At 61.1% G+C, this 21,940-nt stretch carries 18 protein-coding genes; 12 read left to right on the plus strand and 6 right to left on the minus strand.

Going from position 1 to position 21,940, the window contains the following annotated elements; genetic code table 11:
- Positions 1-51: 51 nt before the first annotated feature.
- Positions 52-2,445, plus strand: a complete 2,394-nt coding sequence (cueA, locus tag ACIP1X_RS12905; protein ID WP_400752576.1) for a copper resistance metal-translocating P1-type ATPase CueA — start codon at positions 52-54, stop codon at positions 2,443-2,445.
- Positions 2,442-2,855 (plus strand): Cu(I)-responsive transcriptional regulator, encoded by a 414-nt coding sequence (gene cueR, locus ACIP1X_RS12910; protein ID WP_095122009.1) that lies wholly within the window; start codon positions 2,442-2,444, stop codon positions 2,853-2,855. Before cueA ends, cueR begins: the two co-directional genes overlap by 4 nt.
- Here the strand turns inward: cueR and ACIP1X_RS12915 are convergent.
- From ACIP1X_RS12915 to ACIP1X_RS12925, 3 genes are all read right to left on the minus strand, one after another.
- The gene (locus ACIP1X_RS12915) at positions 2,809-4,017 is read right to left on the minus strand and encodes an MFS transporter (RefSeq protein ID WP_400752580.1); all 1,209 of its coding nucleotides are present in this window, start codon (positions 4,015-4,017) and stop codon (positions 2,809-2,811) included. The genes cueR and ACIP1X_RS12915 overlap by 47 nt on opposite strands.
- A 224-nt stretch (positions 4,018-4,241) precedes the next feature.
- A complete protein-coding gene (locus ACIP1X_RS12920) occupies positions 4,242-5,138 on the minus strand; it encodes a PA4780 family RIO1-like protein kinase (protein ID WP_053116938.1) in 897 nt (298 codons plus the stop codon).
- Between the two features lie 480 nt (positions 5,139-5,618).
- Complete coding sequence (locus ACIP1X_RS12925; RefSeq protein WP_400752583.1) at positions 5,619-6,896, minus strand: acetyl-CoA C-acetyltransferase; 1,278 nt, start codon at positions 6,894-6,896, stop codon at positions 5,619-5,621.
- Between the two features lie 356 nt (positions 6,897-7,252).
- Here ACIP1X_RS12925 and ACIP1X_RS12930 point away from each other — a divergent pair, with 356 nt between their 5' ends.
- The 4 genes from ACIP1X_RS12930 (at position 7,253) to ACIP1X_RS12945 (ending at position 13,559) form a co-directional block, all read left to right on the plus strand.
- On the plus strand, positions 7,253-8,605 hold the full coding sequence (locus ACIP1X_RS12930; protein ID WP_400752586.1) for a 3-oxoacyl-ACP reductase: 1,353 nt from the start codon (positions 7,253-7,255) through the stop codon (positions 8,603-8,605).
- A 3-nt stretch (positions 8,606-8,608) separates the two neighbouring features.
- The gene (locus ACIP1X_RS12935) at positions 8,609-9,463 is read left to right on the plus strand and encodes a MaoC family dehydratase (RefSeq protein ID WP_400752589.1); all 855 of its coding nucleotides are present in this window, start codon (positions 8,609-8,611) and stop codon (positions 9,461-9,463) included.
- A gap of 488 nt (positions 9,464-9,951) precedes the next feature.
- Positions 9,952-11,757 carry a collagen-like triple helix repeat-containing protein gene (locus ACIP1X_RS12940; protein WP_400752591.1) on the plus strand — a complete coding sequence of 602 codons (1,806 nt, stop codon included), beginning with the start codon at positions 9,952-9,954 and terminating at the stop codon, positions 11,755-11,757.
- A 131-nt stretch (positions 11,758-11,888) separates the two neighbouring features.
- Complete coding sequence (locus ACIP1X_RS12945) at positions 11,889-13,559, plus strand: ShlB/FhaC/HecB family hemolysin secretion/activation protein (protein ID WP_400752594.1); 1,671 nt, start codon at positions 11,889-11,891, stop codon at positions 13,557-13,559.
- Between the two features lie 596 nt (positions 13,560-14,155).
- On the opposite strand, the gene ACIP1X_RS12950 is transcribed toward ACIP1X_RS12945, so the two are convergent.
- The 3 genes from ACIP1X_RS12950 to ACIP1X_RS12960 form a co-directional block, all read right to left on the minus strand.
- The gene (locus tag ACIP1X_RS12950) at positions 14,156-14,566 is read right to left on the minus strand and encodes a response regulator (protein WP_053116932.1); all 411 of its coding nucleotides are present in this window, start codon (positions 14,564-14,566) and stop codon (positions 14,156-14,158) included.
- Positions 14,567-14,629: 63 nt separating this feature from the next.
- A complete protein-coding gene (locus tag ACIP1X_RS12955; RefSeq protein WP_159813475.1) occupies positions 14,630-14,842 on the minus strand; it encodes a Flp family type IVb pilin in 213 nt (70 codons plus the stop codon).
- A 118-nt stretch (positions 14,843-14,960) separates the two neighbouring features.
- Complete coding sequence (locus tag ACIP1X_RS12960) at positions 14,961-15,167, minus strand: Flp family type IVb pilin (protein WP_053116954.1); 207 nt, start codon at positions 15,165-15,167, stop codon at positions 14,961-14,963.
- Between the two features lie 338 nt (positions 15,168-15,505).
- Here ACIP1X_RS12960 and cpaB point away from each other — a divergent pair, with 338 nt between their 5' ends.
- The 6 genes from cpaB to ACIP1X_RS12990 are packed head-to-tail and all read left to right on the plus strand — an operon-like array spanning position 15,506 to position 21,932.
- Positions 15,506-16,447 carry a Flp pilus assembly protein CpaB gene (gene cpaB, locus ACIP1X_RS12965; RefSeq protein ID WP_053116930.1) on the plus strand — a complete coding sequence of 314 codons (942 nt, stop codon included), beginning with the start codon at positions 15,506-15,508 and terminating at the stop codon, positions 16,445-16,447.
- Between the two features lie 20 nt (positions 16,448-16,467).
- A complete protein-coding gene (locus ACIP1X_RS12970; protein ID WP_212546352.1) occupies positions 16,468-17,691 on the plus strand; it encodes a type II and III secretion system protein family protein in 1,224 nt (407 codons plus the stop codon).
- Positions 17,688-18,878 (plus strand): pilus assembly protein, encoded by a 1,191-nt coding sequence (locus ACIP1X_RS12975; protein ID WP_400752598.1) that lies wholly within the window; start codon positions 17,688-17,690, stop codon positions 18,876-18,878. Before ACIP1X_RS12970 ends, ACIP1X_RS12975 begins: the two co-directional genes overlap by 4 nt.
- Positions 18,875-20,143 carry a CpaF family protein gene (locus ACIP1X_RS12980; RefSeq protein WP_053116927.1) on the plus strand — a complete coding sequence of 423 codons (1,269 nt, stop codon included), beginning with the start codon at positions 18,875-18,877 and terminating at the stop codon, positions 20,141-20,143. The genes ACIP1X_RS12975 and ACIP1X_RS12980 overlap by 4 nt, the downstream gene beginning before the upstream one ends.
- A gap of 18 nt (positions 20,144-20,161) precedes the next feature.
- Positions 20,162-21,046 carry a type II secretion system F family protein gene (locus tag ACIP1X_RS12985; RefSeq protein ID WP_053116926.1) on the plus strand — a complete coding sequence of 295 codons (885 nt, stop codon included), beginning with the start codon at positions 20,162-20,164 and terminating at the stop codon, positions 21,044-21,046.
- Between the two features lies 1 nt (position 21,047).
- Positions 21,048-21,932 carry a type II secretion system F family protein gene (locus tag ACIP1X_RS12990; protein WP_400752601.1) on the plus strand — a complete coding sequence of 295 codons (885 nt, stop codon included), beginning with the start codon at positions 21,048-21,050 and terminating at the stop codon, positions 21,930-21,932.
- Positions 21,933-21,940 lie beyond the last annotated feature (8 nt).

Here is a 21,940-nt window from a genome sequence, read left to right on the forward strand (position 1 = left end):
CCGCATGGCAAGGTTGATCCTTGTAGACATCTACTACAGGGAGTACGACCGATGTCCGATTCCATCACTTTCGATCTGCCGATTGCCGGCATGACCTGCGCCAGTTGCGCCGGACGTGTCGAGCGGGCTTTGAGCAAAGTCAGCGGCGCCAGTGCCGTCAGCGTCAACCTCGCCACCGAGCAGGCCCGTGTGCAGGCGCCGGGTGACAGCCTTGCGGCCTTGATGGAAGCAGTCGAGCGCGCCGGTTACAGCGTCCCGCAGCAAACTCTCGAACTGAATATCGAAGGCATGACCTGCGCCTCCTGCGTCGGCCGCGTCGAGCGCGCCCTGAATAAAGTCCCCGGGGTGAAAAGCGTCAGTGTCAATCTGGCCAACGAACGCGCCCACCTCGAATTGCTCGGTCAGGTCGACTCACAGACCCTGCTCGACGCCGTCAGCAAGGCCGGCTACTCGGCCAGCGTCTGGCAAGCCGAACACCCGCAAACCGATAACCAACAACAGAAGCTCAAGCACGAACGCTGGGCGCTGATCTGCGCGATCGCCCTCGCCTTGCCGTTGGTGGCGCCGATGCTGCTGCAACCGTTCGGCATTCACTGGATGCTCCCGGCCTGGGCGCAATTCGTCCTCGCCACGCCGGTGCAGTTCATCTTCGGTGCGCGTTTCTACGTCGCTGCGTGGAAAGCCGTGCGCGCCGGCGCTGGCAACATGGACTTGCTCGTCGCCCTCGGCACCAGCGCCGGTTATGGCTTGAGCCTTTATGAATGGGCGACCGCTGCCGGGCGCATGCCGCATCTGTATTTCGAAGCGTCGGCAGTGGTCATCGCCTTGGTACTGCTCGGCAAATACCTCGAGAGCCGCGCCAAACGCCAGACCGCCAGCGCCATCCGCGCCCTCGAAGCCTTGCGGCCGGAACGGGCGATTCAAGTGCTCGACGGCCGCGAACAAGATGTCGCCATCAGCGCCCTGCGCCTCAATGATCTGGTGCTGGTCAAACCCGGCGAACGCTTCCCGGTCGATGGCGAAGTCATCGAGGGCCAGAGCCACGCCGACGAAGCGCTGATCAGCGGCGAGAGCCTGCCCGTGCCGAAACAACCGGGCGACAAAGTCACCGGCGGCGCAATCAACGGTGAAGGTCGCTTGTTGGTGCGCACTCAGGCGCTCGGCGCCGAGACTGTGCTGGCGCGGATCATTCGTCTGGTCGAGGATGCTCAAGCGGCGAAAGCACCGATCCAGAAACTGGTGGATAAGGTCAGTCAGATTTTCGTGCCGACCGTGTTGCTGATCGCTTTGGCCACGCTGATTGGCTGGTGGCTGTACGGCGCGCCGCTGGAAACCGCCCTGATCAACGCGGTCGCTGTTCTGGTTATCGCTTGCCCTTGCGCCCTTGGTCTCGCCACCCCGACCGCGATCATGGCGGGCACCGGCGTCGCCGCGCGTCACGGCATTCTGATCAAGGACGCCGAAGCGCTGGAACGTGCCCATGAAGTCAGCACTGTGGTGTTCGACAAGACCGGCACACTGACCTCCGGCACCCCGCGTATTGCCCATTTCAGTGCGGTCGATGGTGACCAAGATACGCTGCTGACACTGGCCGGCGCCCTGCAACGCGGCAGCGAACACCCGCTGGCCAAAGCGGTGCTCGACGTCGCTGCTGAACGCAATCTGCAGGTGCCGGATGTCAGCGACAGCCAGTCGCTGACCGGTCGCGGCATCGCCGGTAATCTCGATGGCCGACGTCTGGCCTTGGGCAATCGGCGCATGCTCGACGAAAGTGGTTTGAGCGCTGGCAACCTGAGCGAGTCCGCCCAAGCCTGGGAAGCCGAAGGTCGCACGTTGTCGTGGTTGATCGAACAAAGTCCCGAGCCGAAAGTGCTCGGTTTGTTCGCCTTCGGTGACACCTTGAAACCCGGCGCGCTGGAAGCCGTGCAGCAACTCGCCGCACGAGATATCCACAGCCATCTGCTGACCGGCGACAACCGTGGCAGCGCTCGCGTGGTCGCCGAAGCGCTGGGCATCAGCAATGTTCACGCCGAAGTGCTGCCCGCCGACAAAGCCGCCACCGTCGCCGAGCTGAAAAAAACCGGCGTGGTCGCGATGGTCGGCGACGGCATCAACGACGCCCCGGCCCTCGCCGCTGCGGACATCGGCATCGCCATGGGCGGCGGCACCGACGTCGCCATGCACGCGGCGGGTATCACTCTGATGCGCGGCGATCCACGGTTGGTGCCGGCGGCGCTGGAAATCAGCCGCAAGACCTACGCGAAAATTCGTCAGAACCTGTTCTGGGCCTTCGTCTACAACCTGATCGGCATTCCACTGGCGGCGTTCGGCTTCCTCAATCCGGTATTGGCCGGGGCGGCGATGGCGCTGTCCAGCGTCAGCGTGGTGAGCAATGCGCTACTGTTGAAAACCTGGAAACCCAAGGATCTGGAGGAGCACCGATGAACATCGGTCAAGCGGCCAAACACAGTGGCCTGAGCGCGAAAATGATCCGCTACTACGAGTCGATTGGCCTGCTCAAAGCGGCGCATCGCACCGACAGCGGTTACCGGGTCTACGGTGACGATGACCTGCACACGTTGGCGTTTATCAAGCGCTCGCGGGACTTAGGCTTTTCACTGGAAGAGGTCGGCAAACTGCTGACCCTCTGGCAGGATCGCCAACGCGCCAGCGCCGATGTGAAGGCGTTGGCGCGTCAGCACATCGACGAGCTGAATCAGAAGATCCGCGAACTCGGCGAACTGCGCGACACCCTGCAAGACTTGGTCGAACACTGCAATGGCGACCATCGCCCCGACTGCCCGATCCTCAAGGAGCTGGCGTCGGGCTGCTGCGCACAACCCGCGCGCGCTTGAGCGCCAACAGTTTCACCGTGAGCAATGTGCACAGCGGAATGCCGTGGAACAACATGACCACGGCGCCCGGCGTCCACCACGCGTAGAACGGCGCAGCGATGAGCATGCCGATGCCGAAACCGGTCATTTGCAGCAACGTCAGCACGCTGAAGATTGGCAGGCGCAAGTGCTCGGGCTCGCGTTGCAGACGGGAAATCAGGCCGACTTCGGAAAAGCCATCGCCCAGCCCCGCCGGCAATGAAAACAGCAGCAATCCGTAAAGGCTGTGCTGCTGAAACATCAGAATGAAACCGCAAGACATCAGCGCCACACCGAAGAAAAACCGCCGCTCCAGATGGATATTGTCCGAGCCTTTGAGGCGACTGGCGATGCGCGCGCCGAGCAGTTTGCCGCTGGCCCACACAGCGAGCATCAGGCCCAACGTGGTACTCGCCGAATCGGGCGTGAGCAGTTTCGAGATGATCGGAAAACCGACGTTGTGCGCGGCGCTGCCCAGAGTGTCGGCCATCGTCACCGCGAGCATCGCGGCAATCACCGGCGCACTGCGCAAACCGTGCTTGAGCGCTGACCATTCGCCGCGTTCGGGTTCCTCGTTGTCCGTCGGCGCGTTGAAGCGCAGCGGTACGATCAACATCGCCGCGAGCAGATAGGTCACGGCATTCAGGGCGAATACCGTTTCAAATCCGAATGCAGCTACCAGCAAACCCGATACGAGACTGCCGCCGACCATCGCTGCTGATGAGGCAGAGGTGATCCAGGCGTTGGCTTTGAGCAATTGGTCGGCGGGGATCAAACGCGGCAACTGACTGTTGAGGCCGATGGCGAACATCGAATTGCCCAGGCCGAGGCCGAAGGCAATGAGCGGCAATAACCAGACCTGTTGGCTGACCGGTACGATCAACAGCAAACCGAGCACGCTGGCGCGCAACAGGTCGAAGGCAATCAGCGGCGCGCGGCCGCTCCAGCGCCGGTAAAACGCAGTGCCGATGAGGCTGGCAAAAATCCCGCCGGCGACGCGACTGGCGAGGAAGATGCCGACGCTCATGGCGCTGTTGCTGAGCAGGTAGACGTAGGTGGCCAGCGCGACCATGTTGAGGAATGCGCCGAAATCGGAGATGAGTCGCGCCGTAATAATCAGGTGGGTGTTGCGTTGGGTACTCACATACGATCCTTGTAGGAGCTGCCGAAGGCTGCGATCTTTTGATCCTGTTCTGATCGATCGCCAAGATCAAAAGATCGCAGCCTTCGGCAGCTCCTACAAGGGGTGTGTCTGCCAATTGTGGGGTGACTGACACGGCCTCTTTGCGAGCGAGCTCTGCTCCTACAAGGATTGGTGGTGTGCTGAAGACAAAAAACCCGGCCGAAGCCGGGTTTCTGTTCAAACGATCACTGCATCCACGGAGGTGGCGGTGGTTCTTCTGATTTGCCCTTAGGCTCGTCATCCGCCGCGCGGATCGCTTGCTTGCGCTCTTCATCAAGCCGCGCCGCTTCGATCTCGCGGATAACCCCGCCGACATCGGCCAGCTCTTCCGGCTCGTCGAACTCACCGGTCAGCACACTGTTCGGGTGCAAGGTGCCGGCTTCGTACAGCGCCCACATTTCTTTCGCGTACTTGGTCTTCTTCAACTCCGGCGCAAAGCGACCGAAGTACGAAGCCATGTTGCCAACGTCACGTTCTAGCATGCTGAACGCGTGGTTGTTGCCGGCAGCATCGACCGCTTGTGGCAGGTCGATGATCACCGGGCCGGTCGGTGTCAGCAGCACGTTGAACTCGGAAAGGTCACCGTGCACCAGACCGGTACACAACATCAGCACGATCTGCGAAATCAGGAACGCGTGATATTCACGGGCCTGATCGGCTTCCAGTACCACGTCATTAAGACGCGGCGCCGCATCGCCGTATTCATCGGCCACCAGTTCCATCAGCAGCACGCCTTCGAGGAAGTCGAACGGCTTGGGCACGCGCACACCGGCGCCAGCCAGACGGAACAGCGCCGCCACTTCGGCGTTCTGCCAAGCGTCTTCGGTCTCTTTGCGACCGAATTTCGAGCCCTTGGCCATCGCGCGCGCCTGACGGCTGTTACGCACCTTGCGGCCTTCCTGATACTCGGCTGCCTGGCGGAAACTACGTTTGTTTGCCTCCTTGTAGACCTTGGCGCAACGTAACTCGTTGCCGCAGCGCACCACATAAACAGCTGCTTCTTTACCACTCATGAGTGGTCGCAGCACCTCGTCAACCAGACCGTCTTCGATCAGCGGTTCAATGCGTTTTGGAGTCTTCATCAGCTTTTATTGTGGGTCCTTTATTACCAAACACGCGAATGTCACTCGTTATACGGCAATCCTCGCAGTACGGGGAGGGGTTGCCGACCTGTGAACGTTGTCGATGCACACACTGTGCCGGATTAATCAGGGCCAACCTGCGTAGACCGCAGCGAATCATAGCTGACAGCGTGGTACTTGTTGGTATCGGCCGGTGAGGGCATTTGCGACAGAATCTGACATTTGTGGTTTCGCCTTTTTACCCTCACCCCAGCCCTCTCCCGGAGGGAGAGGGGGCCGACCGAGTTGTCTGGCGTTATACATCGACCTGAAACACCGCGTCGATTATGGATTGGGCAAACTGAAACATATGGATTCGGCTAACTGAATGACCGCGTCGATTTTTGGATTCGGTGCAGCACTATCAGGTCGGCGTACCTCGCAAGCATCCCCCATTCAGTCCCCTCTCCCTTTGGGAGAGGGCTAGGGTGAGGGGTTCTTCTAGCGTTCGATGATCGCGGTAACACCTTGCCCGCCAGCGGCACAAATCGAAATCAGACCGCGCCCCTTACCCGCCGCCTCCAGCAGTTTGGCCAGGTTGGCGACGATGCGTCCACCGGTTGCCGCAAACGGATGCCCCGCCGCCAGCGAGCTGCCCTTCACATTCAGCCGACTACGATCAATCGGCCCCAACGGCGCATCCAGCCCCAACCGGAATTTGCAGTATTCGGGATCCTCCCAAGCCTTGAGCGTACACAACACCTGCGCCGCAAACGCTTCGTGAATTTCGTAGTAATCAAAATCCTGCAAGCTCAGCCCGTTGCGCGCCAGCAAACGTGGCACCGCGTACACCGGCGCCATCAACAGGCCCTCGGCACCGTTGACGAAATCCACCGCCGCCGCCTCACCATCGCGCAGATAGGCAAGAATCGGCAAGCCGCGCTCCTTCGCCCACTCTTCACTGCCGAGCAGCACCACCGAGGCGCCATCGGTGAGTGGCGTTGAGTTGCCTGCCGTCAGCGTGCCTTTGGCGCTTTTCTCGAACGCCGGTTTCAGCGTGGCAAGTTTTTCCAGAGTCAGATCCGGGCGCAGATTGTTGTCGCGGGTCAGGCCGAGGAACGGTGTCATCAGATCGTTGTGCCAGCCTTCGCTGTAGGACGCCGCCAGTTTCTGGTGACTTTCGAGGGCCAGTTGATCCTGCTCTTCACGCGGAATATTCCAGGTCTGCGCCATCAGTTCGCAGTGCTGGCCCATCGACAGGCCAGTGCGCGGCTCGCCGTTGCGCGGGAATTCCGGGATCAGGTGTTGGGGCCGCAGTTGCAGAAAAGTTTTCAGTTTGTCGCCGGTGGTTTTCGCGCGATTGGCTTGCAGAAGGATTTTGCGCAGGCCTTCGCTGACGCTGATCGGCGCGTCCGACGTGGTGTCGACGCCGCCAGCGATGCCGCAATCGATCTGGCCGAGGGCGATTTTGTTGGCGACCAGCAATGCGGCTTCCAGACCGGTGCCGCAGGCTTGCTGGATATCGTAGGCGGGGGTGGCTGGCGACAAACGCGAGCCGAGCACGCATTCGCGGGTCAGGTTCATATCCCGTGACAATTTAAGCACCGCGCCCGCCACCACTTCGCCGATGCGCTGGCCGTGGAGGTTGTAGCGTTCGATCAGGCCTTCGAGCGCGGCGGTGAGCATCACCTGATTGCTGGCCGTGGCGTACGGCCCGTTGGAACGGGCGAAAGGGATACGGTTACCGCCAATGATCGCGACGCGGCGCAGCTGACTCATGAATAACTCCTTTTCAAATTGATCGGATTCACACAGATCTCTGTAGGAATGAACACTGTGGTGAGGGGATTTATCCCCGACCGGCTGCGAAGCAGTCGTAGAACCTGCACTCGCGGTGTTTCAGATGGATCGCGCAGCATGGAATCGGGGCCGCTTCGCAGCCCATCGGGGATAAATCCCCTCGCCACAGGGTCACTCCTACAAGGGTTCTGCTGTGTTTCTGAATTTGTGTTCGCCAACAAAACCATCAGGGGCAAACTACTCTGCTGTTCTAGCGTAGGCCCTATTGCGTGGATCGAACGATTGATTGCCATCGGTAGTCCACACTTTGAACCCCAACTTTTGGAGAGCGTTCCATGTCTGACCGCTATATCGACTTCGCCAACTCGTCCATCGGCCATCGTCTGGTCGGGGCGCTGGGCCTGCCGTCGCCGGTGCGACTGGAGCGCTGGCAGGCTGGGCGCCTGCGGCCGGTGGAAGGTGCGCTGCTGATCGGTGGCGGGCCGCTGGCCGAGCGCGTCAGCACGTTCGCCAACCGTCTGACCGAAAGCATTTACCGCTACGGTGAGCAACCGGCGACCGCCACCGAATGGATTCCCGGCCATGGCCCGAAACTCAAAGCGGTGGTGTTCGACGCCAGCGAATTGCAGCACACCGACCAGCTCAAGCAACTGCGCGAATTCTTTCAGCCGCTGATGAAGAATCTTGAGAGCAGCGCGCATCTGGTGATTCTGGGCCGCGCCCCGGAAACCCTGAGCGATCCGTTCGCTTCCAGTGCACAACGCGCGCTCGAAGGTTTTTCGCGTTCGCTGGCCAAAGAACTGCGCAGCGGCGGCACGTTGCAACTGATCTATGTCGGCGAAGGTGCCGAGGATCAACTGGAAGGCCCGCTGCGGTTTTTCCTCTCGCCGAAAAGCGCATTTGTCTCCGGACAAGCAATTCGCCTGACTGCGTGCGCCACACAAGTCACTGACTGGACGCGTCCGCTGGCCGGTCGCAAAGCGCTGGTCACCGGTGCGGCACGCGGTATCGGCGCATCGATCGCTGAAACCCTCGCCCGCGATGGCGCGGAAGTGATTCTGCTCGACGTGCCGCCAGCGAAAACCGATCTCGAAGCCCTCGCCGCCCGCCTCGGTGGCCGCGCGATCACCCTAGATATCTGCGCCGAAGACGCCGCCGCACAGTTGACCGAACACCTGCCGGACGGCCTCGACATTCTGGTGCACAACGCTGGCATTACCCGCGATAAAACCCTGGCCAACATGACCCCGGAATTCTGGGACGCGGTGCTCGCGGTCAATCTCAACGCGCCGCAAGTGCTGACCAAAGCGCTGCTCGACAACGGCACGCTGCACGACGATGCGCGAGTGATTCTGCTCGCCTCGATCAGCGGCATCGCCGGCAACCGCGGGCAAACCAACTACGCCGCGAGCAAGGCCGGTTTGATCGGTCTGGCCCAAGCGTGGGCGCCGACGTTGCTGGAGCGTGGCATCAGCATCAACGCGGTCGCCCCCGGTTTTATCGAAACGCAGATGACTGCGCACATCCCGTTTGGTCTGCGTGAAGCCGGGCGGCGCATGAGTTCGCTGGGCCAGGGCGGCTTGCCACAAGACGTCGCTGAAGCCGTCGCATGGCTGGCGCAACCGGGTACCGGCGCGTTCACCGGTCAGGCGTTGCGGGTTTGTGGGCAAAGTGTTTTGGGGGCTTAAGGCATGAGCATCGAATGGCACACGCTGGATCGCGAACCGAGCCTGCCGGGGCTTTACGCACGGGCCGCGACGCGACGCAAAATCACCGGCACCACCCTGCCCGACAGCGGTTTGCGCTGTTGGGTCGATGTCGATGGCAAGCGCCTGGCGGACTATCGCAAGGTCTGCGGCTTTGCCGATGACGGGCTGTTGCCGCCGACTTATCCACACATCCTTGCGTTCGCGTTGCAGATGCAATTGCTCACGGCAAAAGAGTTTCCGTTTCCGCTGCTGGGGCTGATTCATTTGAGCAATCGCATTCGCGTGTTGCGGCCAATGGGCGGGATCAGCCGCGCGCAGGTCAGCGTGCGTGTGCATAACTTGCAGCCGCACCCCAAGGGCGCAACGTTTGATCTGCTGACTACATTGGACGACCAACTCGGGCCGTTGTGGGAGGCGGAAAGCCAGATGCTTTGTCGCGGGGTGAAACTCGACGGCGAACCGGTGGAACAGCACTGGGAGCCTGCGCAAGTGTTAAGCGAAGTGGCGCAGTGGAAAGCGCCGGCGGACATTGGCCGGCAGTACGCCAAGGTTTCCGGTGACTACAACCCGATTCACTTGAGCGCGGCGAGTGCCAAGCTGTTTGGCTTTCCTACGGCCATTGCTCATGGTTTGTGGAACAAGGCACGGACATTGGCGGCACTGGCCGATCATTTGCCCAAGGCCAATCTGGAAATCACTGTGCACTTTCGCAAGCCGGTGCGACTGCCGAGCGAGGTGACGTTGCTGGCGAGTGCGGCGGGGTCGAGTGGTGAGTTGCGATTGGTGGGCAATGGGGAGTTGGAGCATATGGTCGGGCTATGGCAACCGATCGCGTAATAAACGCAGAACCCTTGTGGCGAGGGGATTTATCCCCGTTCGGCTGCGAAGCAGTCGTGAGTCCATTCAATGCGGTGTATCAGAAAAAAACTGATTGCTGATTTTGGGGCGGCTGCGCCACCCAACGGGGATAAATCCCCTCACCACAGGGTTGAGGTGGCACCGAGGGTCGTGTTAATCCCGGAAACAGGAAGGTTCGACCTGTTAATTGTGTATATATCACTTAAGTTTTCCCGCCTCCCCTCCCGCCCGATGAAAAAACCCAAGCCTTGATTTTCAAGGCTTTTTTTTGCGCGTTTATCACCTCGGTATTAGTCCTTAGGCGCTGCAAAAGGCCCTCTATAAAAAGGCGTTAATACCAACTTGAGAATGGCGAGAACCCGCGCCTGGACTGAGATTGCAGCAACGGGCGAAGACATTGCCGGCGACATGAATCGGCGAGTCATCGAAGGCAACGAACGTTGTGACAGGTGCAAGGAATCTCGATCATGAAAACTCAAGTCTGGTCAAAATCTGCAATCGCTTTGGCAGTGGTTCTCTCTCTCGGTCTCGCCGGTTGCAGCAGCGGCGGTGGCGGCCATCACAGCAGCTCCGGCAGTTCTGCGCCGGCTAGCGACAGCGCTGCGGGTGGCGCCGGTGGTGGCGGAGATACTGCGGGAACTGGCGGCACTGGAGGCACAGGCGGTACTGATGGAACCGGTGGTACCGGCGGCACGGGTGGTACTGATGGCGGCACTGCGGGCACCGGTGGCACGGGCGGTACCGGTGGCACTGATGGCGGCACCGCGGGCACGGGTGGCACCGGCGGAACCGGTGGTACTGGAGGCACCGGCGGAACCGGTGGCGGCACCGACCCGACCAATCCGACCAACCCTACAGATCCAACCAACCCGACCAATCCTACCGTCCCTACCTTGGTGACCACGACATTGGTGCAAGATGTCGGCACCACCGTCAGCGGCGTCGGCAGCGGCGTTGGCCAGGTCGGCGATTCCCTGAGCACTGTTCCCGTGGTGGGTGGCGTCGTGCAAAGCGTTGCCAACACCACCGGCAATGTCGTCAGCACCTTGGGGGATGGCTTGGGCAACGGCATCGGCAAACTGGCCAGCACACCCAACGGTGTTGGCGTCACGGCGTCATCGGTCGGCGGCGTAGTAGCAGATGTCGGTGATGGCGTATCCGATGTCAGTGGCAAACTGGCCACCGCAACCAGCAGCGTGCCAGTGGTCGGCGGTATCGTCACCAAAGTCGCCCCTTTGCTGGATGGCGTCGGCGAAAAAGTCACCATGCTCGGTGACACCCTGAGCACAGCGACGACGACAGGCCCCCTCGGCGGCTTAACCACCCAGGTCAGTCAGAAACTGGTGCCGGTGATTGCCATGGTTGAAAGCACCACCGACAAGATCGGCAGCGCTACCGGTCTGGGCGCTCCACTCAACGGCGTGATCCAGAAAGTCGGCGGCACCGTTAACGACCTGGGTGGCAAAGTCACCGGCGCTGGCAACGGCAATGCCCTGACCAACACAGTCGGCGGAGCGTTGAGCAATGCCGGCACCGCCGTCGGCAAGGCGGGCGGCCTGGTATCCAACGGTACCGGTGGCGGTTCGGGCGGTGTCGGTGGTGGTCTGGGTGGCACCGGCCTGCTGCAAACCGTCGGCGGCGCGGTGGCCAATGTTGGCAGCGGCTTGAGCACTGGCAACAGCGCACTGGCAGCTCCGGGCGGCACCGTCGTCTCGGTCGGCAACACCGTCGCCTCGCTCAACACGGCTCTGGGTGGTTCGGGCACACCGATCACCGCACCGACCGCAACCCTGGCAACCATCACCAACACCGTCAGTACAGGCATTGCTCCGGTCACGACAGCCGTCACCAGCCTGACGCAAAATGTCGGCGCAGCGACCGGCCTTGGCAGCCCGGTCTCCAGCCTCACCGCACAGGTGGGCGGCGCAGTCAGCAACCTCGGTGGCGGCATCGCCGGTGCCACAAGCAACCCGGTTCTCAGCGCCGTCGGTGGCACCGTCGCCAGCGTGGGTACCACCGTCGGCGCTGTCGGAGGCCTGGTCAACACCGGCGCTGCGGGTGGAGGTACTGGCGCGACAAACCCGGTCACTTCACTGGTCAGTAACGTCGGCGTCACCGTCGGCAATACGGTCAACACTGTCGGCGGCACTGTCGGCGGCGTACTCAACACAGTCACCAGCACCGCTTCCGGCGCTGGCGGCACCGCCACCGGTGGTGGTCTGGGCGGCGTACTCGGTGGTCTGACCGGCGCCCTGGGCGGCAACAAGCGCTAAATTGCACCTGGCCGATTCGACGGCCTCACCTACAGCGCCTACGCTTGGTTGAGGGCGGAAGATTCCCACGAGTCTTCCGCTTTTTTCTTAGGAAAAATCAGCCCGGTGCTGTGATGACCACGGAGTGTCCTATGCGCGTAATGGCGTCTTTGCTGTTCCTCAGCCTCAGTTCCACTGCCCTCGCCGACACCCTGCCGACCTTTCTCAATTCCAACGAAACCATCCGCAACCTGCCCGTGCCCAACCTGCCGGCCGATGCCTATCGCCCGAACGCCGCGCCCGTGCAAGTCCCGGATCCCGGCGCTGCCGCCGCGCAGCCGTTGATGATGAGCACCAAGATCAACCTGAAGACCGTGCAGATCGAAGGCGGCACGATCTACCCGCTCACTGAACTGGCAGAAAACTACAAGCCCCTGATCGGCCGCGAAACCAGCCTCGCCGATCTGATCGAAGCCACGCGCAACATCACCCGCCGTTATCAACAGGACGGCTACCTGTTGTCCTACGCGTTCCTGCCGCAACAGAAATTCGACGACGGCGTTGCGCGGGTGGTGTTGGTGGAAGGTTACGTACGCGACGTACAAGTCGAAGGCGACGTCGGCCGCGTCAGAGGTCTGCTGGATAAATTCATCACCAAAATCCAGGCCGAACGCCCGCTGACCCGCAAGACTTTCGAACGTTACACCACGCTGATGACACGCATCCCCGGCGTCACCATCCAGGCGCAAGTGCCGCCACCGGGCACCACCGACGGCGCCACCACCCTGATCGCCCAGGCCAGCCGCAAGCCGTTCACCAGCACACTCAGCACCACCGAAGACAACCGCAACGGCACGCAGGCGTTGCTCGGTGTCAGCAGCAACTCGCAAACCTCGATGGGCGAACAACTGACCCTCAGCGGCCTGTTCCCGCCAGGTGACGATGACGAACATTACTACCGCGCCGACTACAGCCAATTCCTCGGATCCGAGGGCACACAACTGGCCCTGTCCGCCTCACGCTACCGCGCCGACCCCGGCACCAACCTGCGACTGGACAACGGCCTGGAACTCAAACCGCACCGCGAAAACGATCGCTACTCGATCGGCTTCACCGTTCCCCTGATCGCCGCCTCCAACGAACTGCTAACAGCCGGCTCACGCCTCTACGCCGTCAACGACAAAACCCGCTACAACGTCGTCGGCTACCCACTGAGCGTCGAAGAACGCACCGACATCCGCGCCCTCGCCTTCGAAGGCGACTGGCGCAAAGCCGATGCCAAACAACTGCGCATCCTCAGCGCCGGCCTCTACCAGGGCCTCGACAGCATGGGCGCAAAAACCAACAACACCGCCATCGACCTCGACTTCTTCCGCGCACGACTGTCCGGGGTGCAGAGCGACAAATTCTTCGACAACTGGCAAGGCGTGCTCTCCGCCGCTCTGTACTGGAGCGACGACAGCGTGCCCGACAGCGAACGCGCGGTATTTGGTGGACAGAATTTCGGTCGCGGCTATCCCGATGACCAAGCGTCCGGCGACAAAGGCTGGGGCGTGGCGTACGAGGTCAACTACAGCTACAACCGCGAAGGGAGCTGGGTGCGGATACTGCAACCGTATGTAGTGCTGGATCGCTCGCGCAGCTGGTTCAATCAACTGCCGCTGCAAGCGAACAGCCTGTCCTCGGCGGCGCTGGGATTACGGTTTGGCGATGCCAAGTACTACAACGTTGCCCTGGAAGCGGCCAAAGCGATGTCGGATGAAGCGCTCGATACGTTTAACCGGCGCACGCGATATAGCATCAGCTTCAGTTATCAGCTATGACGCGAGCCCCCTGTAGGAGCTGCCGAAGGCTGCGATCTTTTGATGTTGTTTTCATAAAGCAAGATCAAAAGATCGCAGCCTTCGGCAGCTCCTACAGTTTGGGTTGGAGGCATTCAGGTAGGGAGTGGTTGGATGCATTGGCCCCATCGCGAGCAGGCTCACTCCTACAGTTTGATTGGGTGTGTTCAGGTGGAGATTGGTCGGCTCTCAGGCCGCCTTCGCGAGCAAGCTCAGCTCCTACGAAGATCAAAAGCCGAACGAGCCGTGCTTCTCACCACTCAATAGGCCGAGTGTCAGCTCGCCTGCTTTTGATCTTGATCTCGGAGCCCGTCGGCAGGCTGAGTGGAGGGATTGATCCGGGGTGGGAGCGCAGCGACCGTTTGGCGCAGCCAAACACATCGAGAGGAGGTGCAGCGAAGCAAACCGTAGGCGATGAACCCCGGATCAATCCCGGAGCGAAGGAACCCGAGCCCTAGCGAGGGCCGAACGTCAGGGCAAAGACCTTTGGTTACTTTGGGGCGTTTGCCAAAGTGACCCGCCGTAAGGGCGGAACCGTACTAAGCCCCACCCCCACCAACGGATATACCCCCAAAAACTCACCCCCGCCCAACCCCCCTAGGCTTGGGAAACAAATTATCCAAAGTCTCAAACAACCTCACGTGATAAATCGGCTTGCGAAACAGATCCACCACCTGCAACCGCAGCAAATCACTGACATCCTCCATATCCGCATGCCCCGACATCACAATCACCGGCAAATGCGCCCGCGACGTATGCTCACGCAAGCGCTTGATCAACGACATGCCCGACTCCTCAGGCATGCGCAAATCGGTAATCACCAACGCAATATCCGGATGCCGCGTCAAATGATGCAACGCCAACTTCACCGACGTCGCCGTATGACACACAAACCCCTCACCCTCCAGCAACTCAGCCAGCTCCAGCAACGCATCCTCCTCATCGTCAACCAGAAGCAACTGTTGGCGCGGCAGCGAGGAAGCAGTCATGGGCAATCCCTGAAAAACCGAAAGTAAACCCGAGTGTAGCGCGTCATTCGCCCATCATCGCAATCAGGGCGTCTGCACCGGAGCCGCTGGCGGGGTTCCGCCCAAGGACGTCAGTACACTGCTGAAAATGGCATAGACCTTCGCTCCGATCGGCGTAACGAACACCACGACCACCACAGCAACCATCGCCACCACAATCGCGTACTCGATGGCCGACGCCGCCTCGGTGCTCCCCAGGAACGAGCGCACACGAGCAATCACATATTCAAGCAACATGGCTATTCTCCTTCGCGCCAACCACTGGCCGGACACGGAAAATCCAACAGCCTCGTCAAAGCCTGAGCCCGCTGTTCGTCAGCGCGCACAGGCCATGAAAAAGGAAGAGTGAGTTCGATCAGATACCGGGCTTGGTCTGCGCCGTACCGCCAAGCTTGGTCAGAATGACGTTGAAAATCGCCAGTACCTTATCGCCGACAGGTGTCACAAATACCACGACAACCACGGCGACCATCGCCACAACAATCGCGTATTCGATAGCCGACGCCGCTTCGTCGCTTTTGCAGAATGTCCGGGCATGCGCCCGCAGATAGTCGAGAGTCATACGAAACATACGTCCACTCCTTCGCGCCTTTGGCGCCGATGTCACGCTACAGCGGCAAGGTTCCACCGTGCCATTTGAGCATTGTCAACAAACCCCCTCCCAACAACTGTAAGAACGGATTAATCACAAAGGATTAGTCCATTGGTGATCGGCCGTTTCCTGCTGTTAATTGGCCAACACCCCTACTTTAGTCAGTTATTTGTCTGTCACTAATGGCGTTTTGGCTTGGATCAGCTAGCGTGGAAATAGCGAAATAGTTGAATGTTCATAGCTGCCGGATTGCGAAATCTCTCGTTGAAAAATGCGGTGGGTCGTGCAGCAGGAAAGGGAGAGCCGTCATGAACAGTCGCGTCACCATGGGCCTTGCAGCAGTGTTGTTGCTCGGCGCCGTTTTTGTCGGTTACTGGGGGCTGGTGCTCAGCCGTCAACCGGCACCTGTTGCCGAGGCGCCAGCCGCGCCGAACGTCACCGTTGAAAAAACTGTCGCGATCGCCGAAGACCAGACCCGCCAACCGGTGGTGGTGCTGCTCCACGACGTGCCACCGTTTTCGCCACTGACCGCCGCCGACGTCACCGTCGAAAAACTGCGCAGCGCCCCGGCCGGCAGCTTAAGCAGCGTCGATCAAGCGGTCGGCCGCACACCGTGGCGGCACCTCAGCGCCGGCACCTGGCTGAATGATGAAAGCTTCTCCGCCGGTGGCTCACTGGCACGCATGATCCACAGCGATGAACGCGCGCTGACCGTGGCCGTCGACGAAGTCATCAGCGCTGCCGGGCAATTGCTTCCCGGTGACTACGTCGATGTCCTCCTCTACCTGCGCCAGGACGGCAGCAACTTGCAGCAGTCGGCGCAGATTGTTTTGCCAGCCATGCGCGTGCTTGGCGTCGGTGATCAATACGGCCTGACCAACGATGGCCAACCCGCCTCCCCCGCGCTGAGTGCCGACGAAAAAATCAAACAGGATCAGCGCCGCATCGCCGCGCGCACCGTGGTGTTGGCGGTACCGGAACAACTGCTCAGCCGGATGATGCTCGCCACCCAGGTCGGCACCCTGCGCCTGGCCGTGCGCAGCAGTGAAGAACAACGTCTGGCGAAATACTGGGCCGGCGAAAGTCAGGCGCCCGCCCACATCGATAACGCCAACAGTCAACTCTTCCAGTTCACCCAACTGGCCCTCGGCGCGGCGCCAAAAGTGCCGTCCAGCGGTGGCTCCGGCGCCGTTGCACGGCCGGCGGTGGAGATCATTCGCGGCAACCAGATCACTCAACAAACCCCATGATTGCGCAAGGATCCAAGTGCATGCCGAGTCGTTGCTGGCCGACCTTAAAACCAATGCTGCAGGCCATGTTGTTGATGGGCCTGTCGATGGACGCCGTGTGGGCGGCCACCGGTAATTGCTCGGCACTCGGGCGCATGCCGCCGGTGATCGAGATCGGCGAGGGCTTTCAACAGGATGTGCAATCACCGGTGGCGATCACGCGGCTGGCGATTGGCGATCCGAAAATCGCTGACGTGCACGCCAACGGCAGTTCGTCTTTTCTGCTCACCGGCGTCGCGCCCGGCGCCACCAGCCTGATGGTCTGGACGTCGTGCTCCAGCGAACCGCGCCAAAGCATGGTGTTCGTGCAAGGCGCCGCCACCGCTGCACTCACCGGCGCCAGCCTGCCGCCGTCAGAAGATCCGACCTTGCCGTCGCAAGTGCAGACCGACATTCGTTTCGTCGAAGTCAGCCGCACCAAACTCAAGGAAGCCACCGCCTCGTTGATCGGTGTGCGCGGCAACTTCCTGTTCGGCTCGCCCGGCACATTGCCGAATATTGATGGTGTGCCGCAGCCACGCTTGCCGGTGAACAACGGCCTGTTCAACTTCTCGTGGATCGGCGGCAAGACCATGGCGATCATCAATGCGCTGGAAGGCAGCGGCTTCGCTTACACCCTCGCGCGGCCAAGTCTGGTGGCGCTGAGCGGGCAAAGCGCAAGCTTCCTTGCTGGCGGCGAAATCCCGATTCCGGTGCCCAGCTCCGGCAGCGACACAGTGACCATCGAATACAAGGAATTCGGTATTCGTCTGACGCTGACGCCGACCGTGATCGACCGTAATCGCGTCACCCTCAAAGTCGCACCAGAAGTCAGCGAACTGGATTACGCCAACGCTATCAACATCGGCGGCACGCCAGTGCCCGCGCTGACCGTGCGCCGCACTGACACCAGCGTGTCGCTGGCCGACGGCGAAAGTTTCGTCATCAGCGGTTTGATCAGCACCACCAACACTTCGCAGGTGAACAAGTTTCCGGGCCTGGGCGACATCCCGGTGCTGGGCGCGTTTTTCCGTGATTCGCAGATCAAACGCGAAGAGCGCGAACTGCTGATGATCGTCACCCCGCACTTGGTGCAGCCGCTGGCCGCCGACGCGCAACTGCCGTCGTTGCCGGGGGAAAAACTGCGCAACTACGACCCGAATTTCTATCGCATGTTCTTCCTCGAAAACGGCAACTTCGACAAGCGCAGCGGGTTGTCCCAATGAGCCAGAGCCTGAGCCAGACGTTCCTCGCCATCACCCGCAACAGCACCGATCTGGAATGGCTGCAAAGCGCCCTCGCGCCGCTCGGCCAAGTGGTCAGCGCCGGTGGCGGCAGCCTCGACGAATTGCTCGCGCTGGTCGATGTCACCTTCGCCAATCTGGTGTTTGTCGGCCTCGATCGCGAACACGTCGTGGCGCAGAGCGCGATGATCGAAGGTGCGCTGGAAGCCAAACCGATGCTAGCGATCGTCGCCCTCGGCGATGGCATGGACAATCAACTGGTGCTGAATGCGATGCGCGCCGGTGCTCGGGATTTCGTCGCCTACGGTTCGCGCTCCAGCGAAGTCGCAGGATTGGTGCGGCGCCTGAGCAAACGTCTGCCGCCGGTGGCACCGAACACGCAACTGGGTGGCCTGACCGTGATGTATGGCGTGCAGAGCAGCTCCGACGGCGCACTGTTGGCCAATCACATGGCGATGGTCGTGCAAAAGAGCGGTCAGCAAACCTTGCTCCTCGACCTCGGTCTGCCCCGTGGTGACAGCCTCGCGTTGCTGGGGCTGGAGAGCTCGTTCCACTTCGGCGACGCTCTGCGCCATCTAAGACGCCTCGACGCGACGCTGATCGACAGCGCTTTCACCAGCGCCGAAGCCGGGCTGCGTATCCTCGCTTACGCCAGCAGTGACGAGCCGCTCGAAACCACCAGCGCCGCCGAATTGTTCATGCTCCTCAGCGCCCTGCGTCAGCACTTCCAGCACATCGTCGTCAACCTCACCGGGCAAGCCGACAGCGAAGCCTTGCGCACTTTTGTCAGCCATTGCGACAAGCTGCTCTGGTACACCGATCAGAACGTGCTCAACTGCCGACGCAACCTCGCCGTGCTCAATAACTGGCGCGAGAAAGGCATGAAACTCGACCACGGCCGACTGCTGATCGACCGCTATTTAAGCAACGTCGCGCCGGATGCGGAAACCCTCGGCAAGACCTACAACCTGGAAGTTATCGCGGTTCTGGCGGCCAACGCCGAAGTCCGTCTCAACGCGAAAAATCAGGGTGTCAGCCTGTTCGAACTGGCGCCGCGAGAAAAACTCACGCAAAGCCTGCGCGCCCTCGGCGAACGTCTGGCGAAACGCTCCGAAGGGCTGGCGAAACCGAAAGTCACCTGGTTCGGGCGTCTGCGAGGCAACACATGAGTAGCGAAAAACTCTTCGGCTCACCGCAACGCGGGGCGGTGGGCAACACCGACCACGAAGGCCTGAAACTGGTGCTGCACCGCTACATCATCGATGCCATCGAAGAGTCGGGAAAAAACCTGCTGGAGGGTTCGCGCCAGCAACTCGCGCAATTCGTCACCGACAAAGTCGCCGAATACATCGCCCGTTTGCACCTGGCGATCTCGCGTTATGAGATGGAGCGGCTGGGCGAAGAAATCGTCGACGAGCTCACCGGGTTCGGCCCGCTGGAAGTGCTGCTGCGCGATCCAACGGTGACGGAAATTCTGGTCAACGGCCCGCACCGGGTGTTCATCGAACGCGACGGCGTGCTGCATCAAAGTGACCTGCGTTTTATCGATGCGCATCACGTTGAACGGGTGATGCAGCGGATTCTCGCGCCGCTCGGTCGGCGTCTTGATGAGTCGTCGCCAATGGTCGATGCGCGCCTGCCGGATGGCAGCCGGGTCAACGCGATCATTCCGCCAATTGCCCTCGACGGCCCGTGCCTGTCGATTCGGAAATTTCGAAAGGACATGCTGAAAAGCAGCGACCTGATGGCCATGCAAACCATCGATCTGCAGATCTTCGAATTCCTCCAGGACGCGGTCGGCAAGCGCTGCAACATTCTCATCAGCGGCGGTACCGGCACCGGCAAAACCACGCTGCTGAACATCCTCAGCCAATTGATCAACCCGCACGAACGCCTGGTGACCATCGAAGACGTCGCCGAATTGCAGCTCGGCCACCCGCACGTGGTGCGTCTGGAAACCCGTCCGCCGAATGCCGAGGGCCACGGCGAAGTGAAGGCCAGCGACCTGATTCGCAACGCCCTGCGGATGCGCCCCGACCGCATCATCCTCGGCGAGATTCGCGGCGTCGAAGTGGTCGATGTGTTGACCGCGATGAACACTGGCCACGACGGTTCGATGAGCACCGTCCACGCCAACAATGCGCAGGATGCGCTGCTGCGTCTGGAGACGCTGGTCGGCCTGACCGGTCGCGCCATCGCCGAACGCACGTTGCGCCAGATGATCTGCGCGGCGCTCGACGTGATCATCCAGTTGACCCGCATGCCCGACGGTCGCCGCTGCGTCAGCGAAGTGGTGGAAGTGGTCGGCATCCGCGAAGACGTCTACGTCACCAACACCCTGTTCCGCCTCGACCGCCGCACCGGTTTCGGCTTCCTCCGCGAAGCGGTCAATCCGGCGGGCGACAAGTTGCGCCACGAGACTCATCTGGGCTGACGGCAAGGAGCACGGAGCATGCTGGGACCGGTCATTCTCATCACCTTGTGTCTGGTTTTGCTCGGGCTGTCGATCCGTTTGTTTCTGCACGGCATACGCAAAACCGCCAACGAAAAAGTCCTCGGTCGACTGGCCGCCGGGCAACCGCAACTGGCTGAAGAAAAACCGAAATGGGTGGGCCTTGAGCGGATGTTTTTGCGCGCAGGTTTAGGCCGTCCGACCGAGCGTTTTGGTTTGTGGATGAGCCTGTGGGCGGTCTCCATTGGTCTCGGTTATCTGCTGTTCGACTGGGTTGGTTTGCTGGTGATGCTGGTCGCCCCGCCGCTGATTTTGCGGCTGTACATCGCCTTCCTTTATCGACGCCGAATCAAACGCATGATCGAGCAACTGCCGCAGTTACTCGATCACACCGTGCGCAGTTTGAAGTCCGGGCGCACCTTGAGCGACGCGGTCATGGGCGGCATCGAAGCCAGTGATGATCCGCTGAAAAAAGCCATGGGCCGGGTGCAGCGCAACGTACAACTGGGGGTCAATCTGCCTGACGCCGTCAGCGACTTTGCCGAGCTGTACGAGCAGGACGAACTGCGCATGTTCGCCCTCGGCCTGAAGGTCAATCACCGCTACGGTGGCAACGCCAGCGAGCTGCTGGAGAACCTGATCAAACTGATCCGCGAGCGCGATCAGGGCGCCCGCCAATTGCGCGCCCTCACCGGTGAAACGCGGATGACCGCGTGGGTGCTTGGCTCGCTGCCGATCATCCTCGTCAGCTATTTCATGCTGACCAATCCCGGTTACATGCTCGGCATGTGGCACGACTCGGGCGGCCACACCATGTTGATCATCGCAGCGCTGTTGCAAGTGTTCGGATGCCTGGCGCTGTGGCGCATGTTGCGGAGTGTTTGACATGCTCTATCTCGCCGCCCTGATGTTATTGCTTGGCGCCATGCTGTTGGTGGTCAACCACTTGCTCACCGAGCGTCGCCGCGTGCGCCAGGTCAACCAGCGTTTGCAGGGGCATCTGGTGCGCGAAAACCGCTTCGGCACTTGGTTGCGCGCGTTCGGCAACACGCGATTTGGCCGGCGCTCGGTGAGCATCGACAGCGAAACCCAGATCCTGCTCAGCCGCATTGGCTGGCGCCGCGCCAACGAGCGCGCGCTGTTCGCCGCCTGCCAGATCGGTACGCCGTTGCTGACCTTAGGGCTGGCGATTTTTTTACAGGAAGTTTTTTTCCCCCACGCCGACAACCGCTGGATCATGCCGATGCTCGCCGCCGGCGCCGGTTACCTGTTGCCCAAACGCCTGCTCGCCTACGCGGCCGGGCGTCGGCAGAAAATCATCTCGGTGGAAATTTCCACGTTCATTCCGCTGCTGCGCATCCTCTTCGAATCCGGCATGGCCGTGGAGCAGGCACTGCGCGTGCTGAGCATCGAGGGGCAAAAACTGCTGCCGGAACTGACCAGCGAGCTGCGCCTGATCCTCGTCCGGGTCGACTCCGGACTGGAGCTCGGTCAGGAGCTGAACAAAGCCGCGGTGATGCTCGCCGTCGACGAATTCACCGACACCTGCGTGATCCTTCAACAACTGATCCAACAGGGCGGCGGCGCGATGAAATCGCTGCTTGCGCTCAAACAACTGCTGGATGACCGGCGCCTGACACGCTTGCAGGAATACATCTCGAAGATGTCGGCAAAAATGTCGGTGGTGATGATGTTGTTCCTGTTCCCGGCGCTGCTGATCGTCCTCGCCGGCCCCGGCTTCACTGCGATTACCCGGGCGTTTGCATCCTGAATCCGACT

It is taken from the genome of Pseudomonas sp. NPDC088885 (assembly GCF_044750025.1).
Taxonomy (GTDB): domain Bacteria; phylum Pseudomonadota; class Gammaproteobacteria; order Pseudomonadales; family Pseudomonadaceae; genus Aquipseudomonas; species Aquipseudomonas rustica.

Coding starts and splice junctions, on each gene's coding strand:
- ACIP1X_RS12985 (WP_053116926.1), top strand. CDS start 20,162: ATGCTGGGACCGGTCATTCTCATCACCTTGTGTCTGGTTTTGCTCGGG.
- ACIP1X_RS12925 (WP_400752583.1), bottom strand. CDS start 6,896: ATGAGTCAGCTGCGCCGCGTCGCGATCATTGGCGGTAACCGTATCCCT.
- ACIP1X_RS12980 (WP_053116927.1), top strand. CDS start 18,875: ATGAGTAGCGAAAAACTCTTCGGCTCACCGCAACGCGGGGCGGTGGGC.
- ACIP1X_RS12935 (WP_400752589.1), top strand. CDS start 8,609: ATGAGCATCGAATGGCACACGCTGGATCGCGAACCGAGCCTGCCGGGG.
- ACIP1X_RS12930 (WP_400752586.1), top strand. CDS start 7,253: ATGTCTGACCGCTATATCGACTTCGCCAACTCGTCCATCGGCCATCGT.
- cueA (WP_400752576.1), top strand. CDS start 52: ATGTCCGATTCCATCACTTTCGATCTGCCGATTGCCGGCATGACCTGC.
- ACIP1X_RS12920 (WP_053116938.1), bottom strand. CDS start 5,138: ATGAAGACTCCAAAACGCATTGAACCGCTGATCGAAGACGGTCTGGTT.
- ACIP1X_RS12940 (WP_400752591.1), top strand. CDS start 9,952: ATGAAAACTCAAGTCTGGTCAAAATCTGCAATCGCTTTGGCAGTGGTT.
- ACIP1X_RS12950 (WP_053116932.1), bottom strand. CDS start 14,566: ATGACTGCTTCCTCGCTGCCGCGCCAACAGTTGCTTCTGGTTGACGAT.
- cueR (WP_095122009.1), top strand. CDS start 2,442: ATGAACATCGGTCAAGCGGCCAAACACAGTGGCCTGAGCGCGAAAATG.
- ACIP1X_RS12990 (WP_400752601.1), top strand. CDS start 21,048: ATGCTCTATCTCGCCGCCCTGATGTTATTGCTTGGCGCCATGCTGTTG.
- ACIP1X_RS12960 (WP_053116954.1), bottom strand. CDS start 15,167: ATGACTCTCGACTATCTGCGGGCGCATGCCCGGACATTCTGCAAAAGC.
- ACIP1X_RS12970 (WP_212546352.1), top strand. CDS start 16,468: ATGCCGAGTCGTTGCTGGCCGACCTTAAAACCAATGCTGCAGGCCATG.
- ACIP1X_RS12955 (WP_159813475.1), bottom strand. CDS start 14,842: ATGTTGCTTGAATATGTGATTGCTCGTGTGCGCTCGTTCCTGGGGAGC.
- cpaB (WP_053116930.1), top strand. CDS start 15,506: ATGAACAGTCGCGTCACCATGGGCCTTGCAGCAGTGTTGTTGCTCGGC.
- ACIP1X_RS12975 (WP_400752598.1), top strand. CDS start 17,688: ATGAGCCAGAGCCTGAGCCAGACGTTCCTCGCCATCACCCGCAACAGC.
- ACIP1X_RS12945 (WP_400752594.1), top strand. CDS start 11,889: ATGCGCGTAATGGCGTCTTTGCTGTTCCTCAGCCTCAGTTCCACTGCC.